Origin of the sequence: Bradyrhizobium sp. 2S1 (assembly GCF_011516625.5) — a bacterium.
In the GTDB taxonomy this organism is placed as follows: Bacteria; Pseudomonadota; Alphaproteobacteria; order Rhizobiales; family Xanthobacteraceae; genus Bradyrhizobium; species Bradyrhizobium septentrionale.
In genome coordinates this window covers 1,282,644-1,297,267 of the sequence record NZ_CP147717.1, presented here as the reverse complement: position 1 = coordinate 1,297,267, position 14,624 = coordinate 1,282,644, and the positions used below count along the sequence as shown (strand labels likewise).

Here is a 14,624-nt window from a genome sequence, read left to right as displayed (position 1 = left end):
GATGAAGGCACTCGACGTCGAGGCGGTGCAGGCCTTTGTCCTGGTCGCGGACCTCAGCAGCTTCACGCGCGCGGCGCAGGTCATGGAGACCACGCAGTCCGCGGTCAGCCTGAAGATCAGGCGGCTGGAGGACGGGCTCGGCCGGCGGCTGCTTGAGCGAACGCCGCGGCTGGTCCGGCTGTCCGCGGAAGGGGCCGCCTTCCTCGGCGCGGCGCGCAATCTGGTGGCCGCGCATCAATCGGCGATCGGGTCGTTTGCGGTCGAACATCGGCGATTGGTCGTCGGCATCAGCCACCACATCGTGGGATCGGAACTGGCCTCGCTGTTGAAGCGGATGAACACCACCGATCCGGGCCTGGTGATCCAGCTGCACGTCGATACGTCACGGTCGGTGCTCAGCGCATTCGACGACGGCAAGCTCGATGCGGCGATCGTGCTGCGCCACGACGCCAAGCGCCGCGATGGCGACGTGCTGTTCGAGGAGCCGTTCGGCTGGATGGCCGCTCCCGATTTTCACCATCGGCCGGGCGAGCCGCTACGCCTGGCGACGCAAGCCGAGCCGTGCAGCGTGCGCGCGATGGCGGTCGAGGCTCTCGACGCTGCCGGCATCGCCTGGACCGAGGCGTTCGTCGGTGGCGGACTTTCGACGATCGGGGCCGCGATCTCCGCGGGCCTTGCGGTCGCAGCGCTGGCGCGCCGGGTGGCGCCGGCCGATACCGTCGACCTCGGGCCGCGGCTAGGCCTGCCGCCATTGCCGTCGCGCGACGTCATGCTGCACTCAAAGTTGTCAGATGCACGGACACGGCAGGCGTTGCGCACCTTGGGTGCGGCCTTCGCGGCGAACGCGGCCTGAGCGGCTCGTCGTCCAAACGATGTGTCCGCCTGACGCGGCCGCCGATACCAAGCGTTAACTTTCCCCGGCTACGCCAAAGCCGGACTTGGGAGTACCGCGTATGGACATGATGAGCATGGTCACCAGCATCCTGTCGATGCAGCAGGGCAATTTGCAGGGTGAGATCGCGACCCGTGTGACCAAGCAGAACCTCGACGCGGAAAAGTTCGCGGTTCAGACCCTGCTCGGCAGTCCTTCGACCGCGAATTTGTCCCCCGGCGTCGGCGGCAACCTCAACGCCGTCGCCTGATCAGAATCCGGCCGCGGCCGGCGCCAGCGCCGCCTTCACCAGCTTGATCGCATCGTCGCTCGCCCATTCGGCAGGACCGGCGATATTGGCGATTTCGCAGCCGTTGCCGTCGACCAGGACCGAGGTCGGCATGCCCAGCGCCTTACCTATGTTCTTAAGATCCTGAAAGACCTTGGCTTTCTGGTCTGAGAAATAGCCGAGATTGGTCAGATTGGCCTCTCTCAGGAAGTTCTTCGGCTTGTCCGGATCGCGGGTGTCGATGTTGATCGCGACCACTTCGAAATCCTTGCCGCCGAGCTTGGTCTGCAGGCTGTCGAGCGCCGGCATTTCCTTGCGGCAGGGCACGCACCAGGTCGCCCACAGATTGACGAGTACAGTCTTGCCGCGCCAGTCCGAGAGCTTCTTCGGCTGTCCGTTGGCGTCCTCGAAGGCGAGGTCGGGCAGCCTCAACGGGGTGGTCGCCATGGTCAGCGCCGCGACCTCGCCATGGGCGAGCGGGGCGATCTTCTTGGCTAGGGCCACCGCGCTGTTGCAGGCGACATCGCCGCCCGCGGGATGCTTGAGGCCGGAGACCCCGACATAGCCGATCGCGGCCCCGGCCAGCACGGCGCCGATCACCAGCGGGATGCGCCACCGGGCGGCAGGCTTGGCGGTCGGTTCGGACGGGGGCGTCTCGGGCATATCGTTTGTCATCCTGGGTCAGATGTGGCTAAGCAATGCCGGGAATACGACCGGAACCGCCATGCTGTTTCGCCGCTCCGGCGATGAAACCGCACGGCCTGCAATACAAATTCGTGAGCGAGAAGTCATGAGCAACAAGATGTGGGGCGGCCGGTTCTCGGAGCGTCCCGACGCGATCATGGAGGAAATCAACGTCTCCATCGACGTCGACCGTCACCTTTATGCCCAGGACATCGCCGCGTCCAAGGCCCACGCCGCAATGCTCGCCGCGCAGGGCATCATCACCGCTGCTGATGCGAAAAATATCGGCAAAGGTCTAGACACGATTTTGTCAGAAATCGGCAAGGGCGATTTCGACTTCAAGCGCGCGCTCGAGGACATCCATATGAATGTCGAGTCGCGGCTGTCCGAATTGATCGGTCCCGCGGCGGGCCGGCTGCACACCGCACGCTCGCGCAACGACCAGGTCGCGACCGATTTCCGGCTCTATGTCCGCGACACCATCGATGAGACCGATGCGGCGCTGGCCGCGTTCCAGGAGGCGCTGGTCGCCCGCGCACTTGAGCATGCCGGAACCGTGATGCCGGGCTTCACCCATCTGCAGACCGCGCAGCCGGTGACCTTCGGCCATCATCTGCTGGCCTATGTCGAGATGGCTTCCCGCGACCGCGGCCGCTTTACCGACGCGCGCAAGCGGCTGAACGAATCGCCGCTTGGCGCCGCCGCATTGGCCGGCACCTCGTTTCCGATCGACCGCGCCGCGACCGCCAAGGCGCTAGGCTTCGACCGCCCGATGGCCAATTCGCTCGATGCGGTGTCCGACCGCGATTTCGTGCTGGAGACGCTGTCGGCGGCCGCAATCTGCGCGGTGCACATGTCGCGCTTTGCCGAGGAGATCGTGATCTGGACCTCGCCTTTGGTCGGCCTCGTCAGGCTCAGCGACAAGTTCACGACGGGATCTTCGATCATGCCGCAGAAGCGCAATCCGGACGCGGCCGAACTCGTGCGCGCCAAGACCGGCCGCGTGATCGGCGCGCTCACTGCGCTGCTGATCGTGATGAAGGGCCTGCCGCTCGCCTATCAAAAGGACATGCAGGAGGACAAGCAGGGCGCGATGGAGGCGTTCGCGGCGCTGTCGCTCGCAATCCGCGCCATGACCGGCATGGTCGAGGACCTGGTGCCGGACGCGGCGAAGATGAAGGCCGCCGCCGGCGAGGGCTACGCCACCGCGACCGACCTTGCCGACTGGCTGGTGCGCACCCTGAAAATGCCGTTCCGCGACGCCCATCACGTCACAGGACGTATCGTCGGCCTCGCCTCCAAGCAGGGCGTGGCGCTGCACGAGCTGCCGCTGAAGGCCATGCAGGAGGTCGAGCCGAAGATCACGGCCGACGCCCTGAAGGTGCTCAGCGTCGAATCCTCGGTGCAGAGCCGGACCTCGTTTGGCGGCACGGCGCCGAAGAATGTGACGGCGCAAGCCAAAGCCTGGGCCAAGCGGCTGGAAAAAGAGCGAAAATCGGGCTGATCGCGAAAATTTGGCCGTGATTTCGTGGCGCTCCGCCTCTCGCCAGAGCACGCCAATGTTTGTATGGTGCGGCCCGAATTGGGGATTTCGTCGTGACTAGCAAGAACCGCCTGACCCCCTCGGGATGGGCCATCATTGTGCTGAGCGTATCAGCGCTGACGCTCGGCGGCTGCGGCCGCAAGGGACCGCTCGACCTACCGCCGACCGCGAATGCCGCGCCGGGGACGACAGCGGCGCCGGGCGATACCGAGAGCGAGCGGGCGGCGCAGCCCAGCGTGTTCAATCCGACCTATGGATCGGATGCCGCGCCGGCCGCATCGAAAGGCAATAAACGGCCCTTCATCCTCGATCCGCTGCTCGGCAACTAGTATCCGGAGCATGATCCGGAAAAGTGGAAGCCGGTTTTCCGACAAGATCATGCTCAAACAATCTAACGTGTCATGAACCATTTCGACTATCGCAACGGCGTGCTGCATGCCGAGGCGGTCAATCTCATTGAGCTGGCGGAAGCCGTCGGCACGCCGTTCTATTGCTATTCGACCGCAACGCTGGAGCGGCATTACCGCGTCTTCACCGAAGCCTTCGCAGGCGAGAAGGCGCTGGTCTGCTACGCCATGAAGGCGAACTCCAACCAGTCGGTGCTGCGCACGCTGGCCAAGCTCGGCGCCGGCGCCGACGTGGTGTCCGGCGGCGAGTTGAAGCGGGCGCTGGCGGCCGGCATTCCGCCATCGAAGATCGTGTTCTCCGGCGTCGGCAAGACCGAAGCCGAGCTGCGCGCGGCGCTCGCCACCGACATCCTCTGCATCAACATCGAGTCCGAGCCGGAGCTCGAGATGCTGTCGCGGCTTGCGGTCGAGATGAAGACGACGGCGCGGATCTCGGTGCGGGTCAATCCCGACGTCGATGCCGGCACCCATGCCAAGATCTCGACCGGCAAGTCCGAGAACAAGTTCGGCATTCCGATCGCGCGCGCCCGCGAGGTTTATGCCCGCGCCGCGAAGCTGCCGGGCATCCAGGTCACCGGCACCGATGTGCATATCGGCAGCCAGATCACCGATCTCGGTCCGCTGGAGGCGGCCTTCCGCCTGCTCGCCGATTTCGTGCAGACACTGCGCGCCGACGGCCACGACATCTCCCATGTCGATTTCGGCGGCGGCCTCGGCATTCCCTATTACATGGACCGCGCCGCGCCGCCGGCGCCGGATGCCTATGCCGCGATGGTCAAGCGCGTCACGCACAATCTTGGCTGCACGCTGATGTTCGAGCCGGGCCGCATGATCGTCGGCAATGCCGGCATCTTGGTCACCCGCGTGATCCATGTGAAGCCGGGCGATGCCAAGAACTTCGTCATCATCGACGCCGCGATGAACGACCTGATCCGGCCGACGCTGTATGAAGCCCATCACGATATCCTGCCGGTGCGCCAGCCCGCGCAGGGTACGCCGACCATGGTCGCCGACGTGGTCGGTCCGGTCTGCGAGACCGGCGACTATCTCGCGCTCGACCGCACGCTGCCGCAGCCGAAGGCCGGCGATCTCCTCGCGATCATGACCGCCGGCGCCTATGGCGCGGTGCAGGCCGGCACCTACAACACGCGGCCTCTAGTGCCGGAGGTGCTGGTCAAGGACGACCAGTATGCGATCGTTCGCCCGCGCATCGACGTCGACGCGCTGATTGCGATGGACAAGCCCGCGCCGTGGTTGTGAGGCACGCTGGCACCTCATTCTCGGTGTCGTCCCTGCCTAGTCCTACTGCGTCACAAACGATGATCTGTCTAGTGGTCGAACTTGATCGCACAACAAGGACATCTCGACAGCGTTCGGACGAGCCCATGTTCGAGGCGCCGTCGCATCGTCGCGATCGAATTTGGAATGTGACGTTGGGTCCGCAGCGGCAAATCCGCGGGGTCTGTAATCTGCGGGAATGCGATCGAGCAGGATCGGCCGGGCGTGCCGAGTGCCTGAGGGGGGAATCGTCTCCCGCTCGGAGATCAGGAATCCGTAGGCTGCGATGCACATTGTTGCGTGATGATGAAAGCCGCGCCAGCCGCGTCCCTCGAAGTGGCCGAGCCCGACCTCCTGCTTGAGTTCCTGATAGTCGCGTTCGATGCGCCAGCGCAATTTAGCCGTCTCAACGAGAGTCCGGAATGCCACATCCTCCGGCAATGTCGAGAGCCAGTATTTGGTAGGCTGGTCCTCGCCTTTTGGCCATTCGATCAGCAACCATTCCTCCAATCGCCGGGTGGTTTGCCAATAATCACGATGCGCGGCACGGACCCGCACGCGGGCAAAGCGCGAGGTCAGCTTTTCGTTCGTTCCTTGCCGCCACGTGATGGTGCGCCAAGCTTTGGCCGGCAGGCCGATCGCGAGCGCCTTGACGGCGGCCGGCTGATGCTGACGGTTGCGGCGCATCAGTTTCGGTGGACGGCCGCGGCCCGACCATGGCTTCGGCGGCAAGGGACCGGTACCGGGCGCCCATACCGTTGTGCTCGACAGAAGACCCGCCACATAGGTCAATCCCAGCGCCGTGATCTCCGTGCGCAGGTCGCTGTTATTGCCATAGCCCGCGTCCATCAGTACGACACCGCGTGGAAGGCCGCTCGCGCAGGCCCACCGCAACTGCTCCAGCGCGATCTCCGGCTTGGTCCGGAAGCCAACTTCGGCAGGAATGCCCACCTTGCGCCGCCGATCGCAGTCCTCAGTCCATTCCTTCGGAAGATAAAGGCGATAAGCGACAGGCAGGCTGGCGTGGTGGTTGGCAATCGACAGTGACACCGCCACCTGACAATTATCCTGCTTGCCGAGCTGCCCGCAATATTGCCGTGCAACTCCAACTGAATGTCGGCCCTGCTTGGGAAATCCGGTATCGTCGATGATCCAGGCTTCGATGGGGCCCTGGCGTTCAATCGCCGGCAGGACCATCTCACGTACCTTGCCCAGCACCTTCTCATCCGACCAGGCGCCGCTGCCGACGAAATGCAGCAGCGATTGATGCTGGGCGGCCGTCCGTTCCGGAGCTGTCACCGCCGCCATCGACTCCACGCTCTTGCGACCGCCACAGGCCATCAGGCCGACGCAATAGTCGCGCAGCGGCGCCTTCCGATCAGCATGACCGATGACACTGGCAAGCCCTTCCAAATACGTCGCAAATCGCTTCTCGCTCGTCTTGGTGCCACGCCCGCTCATGTCGGCCTCTCGACTGATGGTCCGTGCTTCATCCATCGCTGATTCTGGCCGGCGGTTTTGTGACTCAGTCAGACTAGGAGCTTGTCTGGATAGTCGCTGTTCAAATCTGGTCGGGTCTGATTCAACATTGGGCGATGAGCAAGTATTTTCGGCCTTGGAACATCGATCAGACGCTGCTTCTGCCGCCGAATGTGCAGGACTTCGTGCCGAAAGGCCATGTCTCGCGGTTTATGGTTGATCTGGTGCGGGAGAGCCTCGATCTCAGGGAGATCATGGGCAGCTATGTGAGCGGGCTTGGGCAGCCGCCGTTTGATCCGCGGATGATGGTGGCGCTGCTGCTGCATAGCTATGCGAGTGGGCTGTATTCGTCGCGTCGGATTGCCAAGGCCTGCCGGGAGCGGAACGATTTTGTGATGATCGTGGCGCTGGATGCGCCGGATTTTCGGACGATCAGCGACTTTCGCAAGCGACATTTGAAGGCGCTCGGCGCGCTATTCGTGCAGGTTCTGAAGTTGTGCGAGACGGCCGGGCTGGTCAAGCTCGGTCATGTCGCGCTGGATGGTACGAAGATCAAGGCGAACGCGTCGAAACACAAGGCGATGAGTTATGAGCGCATGAAGAAGCGCGAGGCGGAATTGAAGGCCGAGGTCGCTCGCATGCTGGCGGCCGCCGAGGCGGCGGATGCCTCGGAGGATGAGACTTTCGGCAACAGCGACGAACTGCCGGACTGGACCGTCGACAAGCAGAAACGGCTGGCGAAGATCCAGCAAGCGATGGCGGCGCTGGAAGCGGACGCCAAACTGGCGGCGGAGGAAGAGCGCCGCATCGAGGCCGAAAAGGAACAGCAGCGCCAGGCCGAAGGCCGCAAGAAGCCGGGCAAACCGGCGGCGCTGCCATCGGAGGAACCCAATCCCAAGGCGCAACGCAACTTCACCGATCCGGAAAGCCGCATCATGAAGTCGAAGGATGGCTTCGTTCAGGCCTATAATGCCCAGGCGGCCGTCGATGCACATGCCCAGATCATTGTCGCGCAAGAACTGACCCAGCACGGCAGCGATCAGGGCCAGTTGGTGCCCCTGATCGAGGCCATCGAGAGCAATCTTGGCCGCAAGCCGCGGCAGGCCTCAGCGGATTCCGGCTACTGCAGCGAAGCCAATCTCGAAGCGCTCGACACACGCAGCATCGATGGCTATGTCGCGCCCGGACGCGCCAAGCACCCGACAGTAGCGAACGGAAAAGTCGGCGGCCCGCTGACACAGGCCATGCGAAAGAAGATCGACGATGGCGGCTTCGAAACACCCTACCGATTGCGAAAGCAAGTGGTGGAGCCGGTGTTCGGGCAGATCAAACAGGCAAGAGGCTTCCGCCAGTTCCTGTTGCGGGGCATCGAGAAAGTGCGCGCCGAGTGGACAATGATCTGCACCGTCCATAACCTCCTCAAGCTGTTCAACCTCGCAAACGCAGCCTGAGCCTGCTACTCTACAACAAATGCCCGTCACGAAAACATATCTGGACGGGCTCCTAGCTATTGGCTTTCTGGCATTCGGCACTGTTGGCAGATCGAGCGACTTGCACAATTGCATGCCTTTGCCAAGGGCAGATAGGGGTCACCCATTCGAGCTTCCTTTGGCCACCCAACCCTACATGGCACCTGAAAACAAGGCAGCCAGGACGAGATCACCTTGGTGTAGCCGCCGTTGAGGGCGCAAATTCGAAGGCGAGGCGGATTTCCTCCCATGGCGCAGCCCAATCAGCATCCGACAAGATGCTGATGATTTTGGAAGCTGCAACGGAATGGCGGCGAAAACTCCCTGCTCTGGCGGCCGCAATTGGGTGAATTCCTGGAGACGATCACCTAGCCATCGGGGTTGGGGTTGTAGTGGGCCGCGCAGGCTCTGTCCGGTCCCCTTTACTCACGGCGTCCATCCACTAATCTTCCTCCATTAGTTCAGTCATTTAGATGGGGTCTTTCTGTGTATCGAATTGCTTTGATCCTGGGACTGCTGATCACCCCGGCTGTTGCTGATGAAAATTACACTGAGGACGAGTGCGCGACCCTAGCGGTGATGTTCAATAACTGCGCGAAAATCCCGCCCAAGGTTCTTAGGGTTTGTGGTCGCGCCTATAACTTCACCCGCGCCGAAGCGGCTAATTACAGGGCGCTGATAGACAATCATCCGAGTTGGAAGGTGGATGGCGAATGTAAGGGCGAAGGTGATCGCAGGGCATGCTGGCCTGGGCCGATCATGCAGGGATTTTTGAACCTGTGCCAGCAAGTTTGTGACCGTTCGATCAGCCTGCCCGAGGCGCTGGGCAAGTATTGTCAGCCGAAGCGGCCCCCGTCCTAGGCCGTCCTCTCTTCCAAACCGGACGCCTCGGTACCCAGCGCCAATGCCCGTCCGAATAGCCCTCCTTGCGTCACTGGGAGAAACAAAAGCGTGGCGCCGCAGCTGCGCATTGTGAACTCACGTCGGTGTAGGCGCTGTTGATGGCCCAAACTCTACGACGGAGCAGCGTTTCCCCTGTGGCGCAGCCCAATCGAGTGCGGCGGCGAGGGCTAATGAATTTGGAGGCTGAGGCAAACCTCGCCTCAAAGGGCACGCGATCGTCAAAACCGGATGGCGCTTTCAACCAGAATGCTGCAGGCGCTTTGTTATGAACCCGTATCCTTGCGGACACCGACAATTTGTACGCGCCGCATCACAGGGAAATTACGGCCGTTGCATCACTTTTTGCCACCAATACGATTATCTAATTGAGGGCGTTTAGGCGGGCGTCGACCGGTACCCCCAACACCATTTTTTTAGGAGAGTTTGCCCGTGAGTGACTGCTTTAAAATCTATGGACCTTTTGCGGTCGAAAACAAGCAGAGAATAGTCGACAGAGAGCACCAGAATACTTCTTGGACCGAATGCGTTGATAGCGAAGACTTCGAGCTGTCTTTTGCAAACGGGATTTATGATTGAACTGAGTTTCGCGCAATGATCTCCAAGGAACAGCGCATTGAAGCGATGAAGGGAGTTCTGGCTTCTCTGTTCGCTTCGCAGCGTACCCTCAAGTCTCTTGCTCCCCAATTTAAGTGGGCTGGCCTCGGCAATCTTCTAGGTGATTACGGTGAATTCATCGCCACCGAAATCTATGGCCTGACACCAGCCCCGCGCGGAGCAAATGGGTTTGATGCGACCGCGCCGGACGGCAAGACTGAGCTGGCTCCGGTTGTCTGAACAGATTTTCCGCGTCGATAAGTGGAGCCTCTGCCATGGTTAGGCTGCCAAGCGGAGTGGCAGCGGGTTGAAGTAGGCTTGATCGGGGGTGACGCCGTCAAGGCTCGAATGCGGGCGCCGACCGTTGTAGAAGTCGAGGTATCGATCGACGCGAGGGCCTCGCTGACGCTGTCATAGGCCCGCAGATACACCTCCTCGTATTTGACGCTGCGCCATAGCCGTTCGACAAACACGTTGTCCCGCCAGGCTCCCTTGCCGTCCATGCTGATCGCAATGCCGTTGTCGGCGAGCACGCCGTTAAAAGCCTGTCCGGTGAACTGCGAGCCCTGATCCGTATTGAAGACGTCCGGCTTGCCGTGACGAGCCAGGGCATTCTGAAGCGTCGCGACACAGAACGCCGCCTCCATGGTGATCGATACGCGCCACGACAGCACGCGGCGGCTGAACCAGTCGAGCACAACCGCCAGATAGACGAAGCCTCGCGCCATCGGGATGTAGGTGATGTCCATCGCCCACACCTGGTTCGGCCGCGTGATCTCCATCCCGCGCAGCAGCTACGGGTAGATCTTGTGGCCCGGCTCGGGCTTTGTCGTGCGTGGACGGCGATAGAGCGCTTCTATCCCCATCCGCCGCATCAACGTCTTCACATGCCGACGGCCGATCTTGCACCCATCGGCAGCCAGCAGCCCTCGCAACATGCGAGAGCCGGCAAAAGGGAACTCCAGATGCAGCCGGTCGAGGCGCTGCATGATCGCAAGGTCGGCGTCCGGCACCGGCCGCGGCAGGTAGTACACGCTGCCGCGGCTGATGTTCAAAGCCTCCGCCTGCCTGGTGATCGACAGCTCGTGCTCACGGTCGATCATCGCTTTGCGCTCAGCAATCCCGCCTTGGTGAGCGCTCCTTCTAAAAAACTATGCGCGGCGATGCGCTCCCCCTGTGGGATAGAAACGGACCGGCGCTAGATTGCCGACCGGGAGGGAGCGGCCGATACGATTTTGGTGGCACGTGACCCCGTTAAAAAACCTGGTCCATGGGTTGTCGCGCACTTGAGAGTGGTGACGCCATCCGGCGATCCCGTTTAGGAATCTGACGTATAGCGCAGCCCAGCCCTTCCGCCGCCGTCAGCAGGAGGATTAGAGATGAACCCCAAAAGATCGAAGTCGAGGAACGGAGGTAAGATGCAGATGGTGCACCCGGACGCGGCTGCCATCGACGTCGGAGCGACTATGCACATGGCTGCCGTGAGGGCAGATCGCGCACCGGAGCCAGTCCGCAGCTTCGGTACCTTCACGGCTGATCTGCATCGGCTAGTCGACTGGTTTACTGAATGCGGCGTCGAGACTGTCGTCATGGAATCGACCAGCGTCTACTGGATTCCGATCTTCGAGCTTCTCGATGCCCGGGGATTTAACGTGTTTCTTGTCAACGCGCGCGATGCCAAGCACGTGCCGGGGCGCAAGACCGATGTCAGCGATGCGCAATGGCTGCAGCGGCTCCATTCATTCGGGTTGCTGCGGGCCAGCTTTCGGCCCAAAGGGCAGATTGCCGAGCTGCGAGCCTACGTGCGTCAGCGCGAGCGTCTGCTGGAGTACGCGGCCTCACACATCCAGCATATGCAGAAGGCCTTGACGGAGATGAATCTTCAGCTGCACCACGTCGTCACCGACATCACCGGCGTGACCGGCCTGCGTATCATACGGGCGATCCTTGCCGGCGAGCGCGATCCTGAGGCGCTGGCGTGCTTGCGCCATTATAGTTGCCGCTCCAGCGCCGAGACGATCGCGAAGGCGCTCACCGGAAGCTACCGCGCCGAGCATCTGTTTGCGCTCGAGCAGGCACTTGCGCTTTACGACGCCTACCACGAGAAGGCATCTGCCTGCGACGCCCGAATTGAAGCCGTGTTGAAGGAACTGAGCTTCCATCGGGGGCATGGCCACGGATCAGCGCCGCGGGTCTCGCGGCGTCGGAATCGAACCGATCAGGCGAACGCTCCAGCTTTCGATGTCCGCGAGGCGCTGTTCGCGTTGCTCGGAAAGGACCTCACCGCGATCGACGGCCTCGGTCCTTACCTCTCGCTGAAGCTGATCGCTGAATGCGGCGACGACCTCTCCTCGTGGCCAAGTGCAAAGCATTTTACCTCCTGGCTGGGACTGGCGCCGAGCAACAAGGTCTCCGGCGGCAAAATGCTCTCGTCCCGAACGCGCCGATCCGGCGGCCGAGCGGCGGCACTTCTGCGCCTTGCTGCCGTGACCGTGGGTCGTACAGACACTGCGCTCGGCGCCTTTTATAGACGGCTCTCAGCGCGCATCGGCAAGGCCAAGGCCGTGACCGCCACGGCCCGGAAGATCGCAGTTCTGTTCTACAATGCTGTGCGATACGGAATGGACTATGTCGATCCCGGGGCCTCGTCCTACGAGACGCGTTACCGGACGCGAGTGGTCAACAATTTGCATCGGCGTGCCAAGGCATTCGGCTTTGTTCTCCATCCCTTGGAGCCGAAAGTAGATGCTGCCGTTTCTTAGGAATCGTTCTCCAGCGTCAGTTCGCCGATCTTGGCGTGCAGCGACTTCACGTCGATGGCTGCTTGCTCCGCTCCGGAGCCGCCGCCGGGACCGAACGCATCGGCGGCCTTGCTTTCAAGCTGAGCCTTCCACGCCGTGATCTGATTGGGGTGGACGTCGAACTGCTCGGCAAGCTGAGCCAGCGTTCGATCGCCCTTCACGGCGGCGAGCGCCACCTTCGCCTTGAAGGCCGGTGTGTGGTTCCGGCGTGTTCTTCTGCTCATTGTCGCTCCTGATTCGCAGGCACAGCGTGCCCGCTGTCAGCCAGAAACTCCACTTATCGCCCTGTGCAGAATTCCGGGGCCGGCTCTGACTGTGCAGGTCAAGACCAATTACGCGGCTTCACAGATCGGCTTTCGAGGTGACGCGGATTTGCTGCTTTGCCTAAAGATCGATCTGAACGGAGATTGGACCGAACTTTACTATGGTGATTTCAAGCTGGTGAAGCAAGTTGCACGCTACTCGGCTCGGGACAACAAGAGCATGGTTGCCGTGACCGTTCTTACACGTATTAGGCGGGCAGGGTACAAGCTGCCTGACGGCTTGCTGATTGCCCCGACGGATGTATCGATTGGTGCGGTCGAGCCACTCTAACGAGATAATGTTGTTCCAAATGTCGGGTAGTGCAAATCAGGCACACACAGAGAGCGCGCGGCGCAAGGGGGCGCTGAAGATAGCGCGGAAAGTAGCGTGATGAAGCCCTAGCGCAGCAAATATACGGTTTTCGGTCTGGCGGGTTCGTTTCGGCTAGCTGCCAAATTCCGCAACGCCGCGCTGAAACGCGGGACCACGGACAACATCGGCGCGATCCACAGCGCGGAGCGCGTTCTGTTTCACCTCGCCCCGCTGGTCAAGTATGGTACTTTTTCGCCGAAGCAGCTGAGGCGGCATCCGAAGATCGCATGGTCGGTGAAAGCAAAGGCAGCCGCTCGAAGAGGCGAGGAAACGCACGTTGAACACGTCGCGCCTCACCGCGCATTAACGCTAAAGGCCATTGATCTAGTAACCAAGCATAAGGCCGATGAGCCTTTGCTACGTCTCATTAGGAAGCACTTTCGGCTTGCTGTCCTGACGCCCAATGAAAGGTCTCGTTTGGATCGACAAAACCGCAGCAGGATCGATACCAGGAGACTAGTACCTACTGTTCTTAAAGCGTGAGTCGTGATTCAAGGTCGGGATGATACCCGAAGCAAGAGAAGTCCACCTTTCGAGGAAAGATCGCAAGGTGCTTGAGGCGTGTTGCCGCTCCCCGGTGACGTTGCAGCGCGATTTGAAGCGGGCGCGGATAGTTCTGTTGGCGGCGGATGGACGCAGCACTCGGTCGATCGCCAAGGAAGTTGGGGTCCAGCCGCGGATTGTCAGCCTTTGGCGGCATCGCTATGCCGACCAAGGCCTTGAAGGGCTGCAAGACAAGCCGCGACCGGGCAAGCAGCCAATCTATACGAAGGCCACCGACAAGCGGATTCTGAAGCTGCTGGACAAGCCGCCGCCGGACGGGTTCGCACGCTGGACCGGGCCCCTGCTGGCCGGGGCGCTGGGCGATGTTGACGTCCAATATGTCTGGCGGTTCCTGCGCAGCCACAAGATTGACCTCGCGGCTCGTAAGTCCTGGTGTGAGAGCAACGACCCGAACTTTACGGCCAAAGCCGCCGATGTTGTCGGCCTCTATGTCGCCCCGCCCGCGAAGGCCATTGTGCTGTGCGTGGACGAGAAGCCCTCGATCCAGGCTTTGGAGCGAGCGCAGGGTTATCTGAAGTTGCCCAATGGCCGCGCCTTGACCGGCCAGAGCCACGATTACAAGCGGCATGGCACCACAACATTGTTTGCGGCGCTCGAAGTCGCCACCGGAAAGATCATCGCGGCGCATTCAAAACGCCGACGCCGCGTCGAGTTTCTCGACTTCATGAACAGCGTCACCGCGGCTTTTCCGAACCGGAAGCTTCACGTCATCCTCGACAACCTCAACACCCACAAGAAGAACGAGCATTGGCTCAAGGCCCACCCCAACGTGCAATTTCATTTCACGCCGACAAGTGCGTCTTGGCTCAATCAGGTCGAGGTATGGTTTTCGATCTTGCAGGGGCAGTCGCTCAGCGGCACCTCCTTCACAAGCCTCACGCAGCTTCAGGAGCACATCGATGCCTACGTCAACGCATACAACGACAGAGCCGAGCCCTTCGTCTGGACCAAGAAAAAGGTCCGTCAACGCCGTTTCAAAGGCCGCCGTATCACTCAGCTCTGATTCTGGGTACTAGAAAAGGCCCGCATCAAAATCGCGAAACCAGAGAAGAGTACGATCGCGCACT

At 61.6% G+C, this 14,624-nt stretch carries 13 protein-coding genes and 2 pseudogenes; 11 read left to right on the top strand and 4 right to left on the bottom strand.

Features of this window, described 5'->3' with window-relative positions:
* The first annotated feature begins 1 nt into the window (after position 1).
* Both HAP54_RS06305 and HAP54_RS06300 read left to right on the top strand, forming a co-directional pair.
* The gene (locus HAP54_RS06305; protein ID WP_166299117.1) at positions 2 to 853 is read left to right on the top strand and encodes a LysR substrate-binding domain-containing protein; all 852 of its coding nucleotides are present in this window, start codon (positions 2 to 4) and stop codon (positions 851 to 853) included.
* Positions 854 to 953: 100 nt separating this feature from the next.
* Positions 954 to 1,142: a putative motility protein gene (locus HAP54_RS06300; protein WP_029079739.1), complete on the top strand. Its 189-nt coding sequence runs from the start codon at positions 954 to 956 to the stop codon at positions 1,140 to 1,142.
* Here the strand turns inward: HAP54_RS06300 and tlpA are convergent, their stop codons facing one another.
* Positions 1,143 to 1,823, bottom strand: a complete 681-nt coding sequence (tlpA, locus tag HAP54_RS06295) for a thiol:disulfide interchange protein TlpA (protein WP_166299116.1) — start codon at positions 1,821 to 1,823, stop codon at positions 1,143 to 1,145.
* 127 nt (positions 1,824 to 1,950) lie between these two features.
* Here tlpA and argH point away from each other — a divergent pair, with 127 nt between their 5' ends.
* The 3 genes from argH (at position 1,951) to lysA (ending at position 5,054) form a co-directional block, all read left to right on the top strand.
* Complete coding sequence (argH, locus tag HAP54_RS06290) at positions 1,951 to 3,348, top strand: argininosuccinate lyase (protein WP_166299115.1); 1,398 nt, start codon at positions 1,951 to 1,953, stop codon at positions 3,346 to 3,348.
* A 92-nt stretch (positions 3,349 to 3,440) separates the two neighbouring features.
* A complete protein-coding gene (gene lptM, locus HAP54_RS06285) occupies positions 3,441 to 3,716 on the top strand; it encodes an LPS translocon maturation chaperone LptM (protein ID WP_166299114.1) in 276 nt (91 codons plus the stop codon).
* A 72-nt stretch (positions 3,717 to 3,788) separates the two neighbouring features.
* The gene (lysA, locus tag HAP54_RS06280) at positions 3,789 to 5,054 is read left to right on the top strand and encodes a diaminopimelate decarboxylase (protein ID WP_166299113.1); all 1,266 of its coding nucleotides are present in this window, start codon (positions 3,789 to 3,791) and stop codon (positions 5,052 to 5,054) included.
* A gap of 42 nt (positions 5,055 to 5,096) precedes the next feature.
* Here the strand turns inward: lysA and HAP54_RS06275 are convergent, their stop codons facing one another.
* Positions 5,097 to 6,533, bottom strand: coding sequence for an IS701 family transposase (locus HAP54_RS06275; protein WP_166306603.1), 1,437 nt, complete (start codon positions 6,531 to 6,533; stop codon positions 5,097 to 5,099).
* Between the two features lie 134 nt (positions 6,534 to 6,667).
* Here HAP54_RS06275 and HAP54_RS06270 point away from each other — a divergent pair, with 134 nt between their 5' ends.
* From HAP54_RS06270 to HAP54_RS06260, 3 genes are all read left to right on the top strand, one after another.
* The gene (locus HAP54_RS06270; RefSeq protein ID WP_166202952.1) at positions 6,668 to 8,002 is read left to right on the top strand and encodes an IS1182 family transposase; all 1,335 of its coding nucleotides are present in this window, start codon (positions 6,668 to 6,670) and stop codon (positions 8,000 to 8,002) included.
* Between the two features lie 504 nt (positions 8,003 to 8,506).
* Entirely contained in the window at positions 8,507 to 8,881 is a 375-nt protein-coding gene (locus tag HAP54_RS06265; RefSeq protein ID WP_166299112.1) for a hypothetical protein, read from the top strand.
* A gap of 633 nt (positions 8,882 to 9,514) precedes the next feature.
* Positions 9,515 to 9,757 carry a DUF6998 domain-containing protein gene (locus HAP54_RS06260; RefSeq protein ID WP_166299111.1) on the top strand — a complete coding sequence of 81 codons (243 nt, stop codon included), beginning with the start codon at positions 9,515 to 9,517 and terminating at the stop codon, positions 9,755 to 9,757.
* Between the two features lie 39 nt (positions 9,758 to 9,796).
* On the opposite strand, the pseudogene HAP54_RS06255 reads toward HAP54_RS06260, so the two are convergent.
* Positions 9,797 to 10,668, bottom strand: a pseudogene (locus HAP54_RS06255) (IS3 family transposase); the annotation flags it as partial.
* Positions 10,669 to 10,896: 228 nt separating this feature from the next.
* On the opposite strand from HAP54_RS06255, the gene HAP54_RS06250 reads away from it, so the two are divergent.
* Positions 10,897 to 12,279 carry an IS110 family transposase gene (locus HAP54_RS06250; RefSeq protein ID WP_166298319.1) on the top strand — a complete coding sequence of 461 codons (1,383 nt, stop codon included), beginning with the start codon at positions 10,897 to 10,899 and terminating at the stop codon, positions 12,277 to 12,279.
* A 2-nt stretch (positions 12,280 to 12,281) separates the two neighbouring features.
* Here the strand turns inward: HAP54_RS06250 and HAP54_RS06245 are convergent.
* A pseudogene (locus tag HAP54_RS06245) lies at positions 12,282 to 12,542 on the bottom strand (transposase); the annotation flags it as partial.
* 91 nt (positions 12,543 to 12,633) lie between these two features.
* On the opposite strand from HAP54_RS06245, the gene HAP54_RS06240 reads away from it, so the two are divergent.
* Positions 12,634 to 12,912: a DUF6998 domain-containing protein gene (locus HAP54_RS06240; protein WP_166299110.1), complete on the top strand. Its 279-nt coding sequence runs from the start codon at positions 12,634 to 12,636 to the stop codon at positions 12,910 to 12,912.
* A 583-nt stretch (positions 12,913 to 13,495) separates the two neighbouring features.
* A complete protein-coding gene (locus HAP54_RS06235) occupies positions 13,496 to 14,560 on the top strand; it encodes an IS630 family transposase (RefSeq protein ID WP_166204319.1) in 1,065 nt (354 codons plus the stop codon).
* The last annotated feature ends 64 nt before the right edge of the window (positions 14,561 to 14,624 follow it).

Excerpts from the sequence above, each read along its gene's own strand:
- HAP54_RS06305 (WP_166299117.1), top strand. The coding sequence starts at position 2 with ATGAAGGCACTCGACGTCGAGGCGGTGCAGGCCTTTGTCCTGGTCGCG.
- HAP54_RS06300 (WP_029079739.1), top strand. The coding sequence starts at position 954 with ATGGACATGATGAGCATGGTCACCAGCATCCTGTCGATGCAGCAGGGC.
- tlpA (WP_166299116.1), bottom strand. The coding sequence starts at position 1,823 with ATGCCCGAGACGCCCCCGTCCGAACCGACCGCCAAGCCTGCCGCCCGG.
- argH (WP_166299115.1), top strand. The coding sequence starts at position 1,951 with ATGAGCAACAAGATGTGGGGCGGCCGGTTCTCGGAGCGTCCCGACGCG.
- lysA (WP_166299113.1), top strand. The coding sequence starts at position 3,789 with ATGAACCATTTCGACTATCGCAACGGCGTGCTGCATGCCGAGGCGGTC.
- HAP54_RS06275 (WP_166306603.1), bottom strand. The coding sequence starts at position 6,533 with ATGAGCGGGCGTGGCACCAAGACGAGCGAGAAGCGATTTGCGACGTAT.
- HAP54_RS06270 (WP_166202952.1), top strand. The coding sequence starts at position 6,668 with ATGAGCAAGTATTTTCGGCCTTGGAACATCGATCAGACGCTGCTTCTG.
- HAP54_RS06260 (WP_166299111.1), top strand. The coding sequence starts at position 9,515 with ATGATCTCCAAGGAACAGCGCATTGAAGCGATGAAGGGAGTTCTGGCT.
- HAP54_RS06250 (WP_166298319.1), top strand. The coding sequence starts at position 10,897 with ATGAACCCCAAAAGATCGAAGTCGAGGAACGGAGGTAAGATGCAGATG.
- HAP54_RS06235 (WP_166204319.1), top strand. The coding sequence starts at position 13,496 with ATGATACCCGAAGCAAGAGAAGTCCACCTTTCGAGGAAAGATCGCAAG.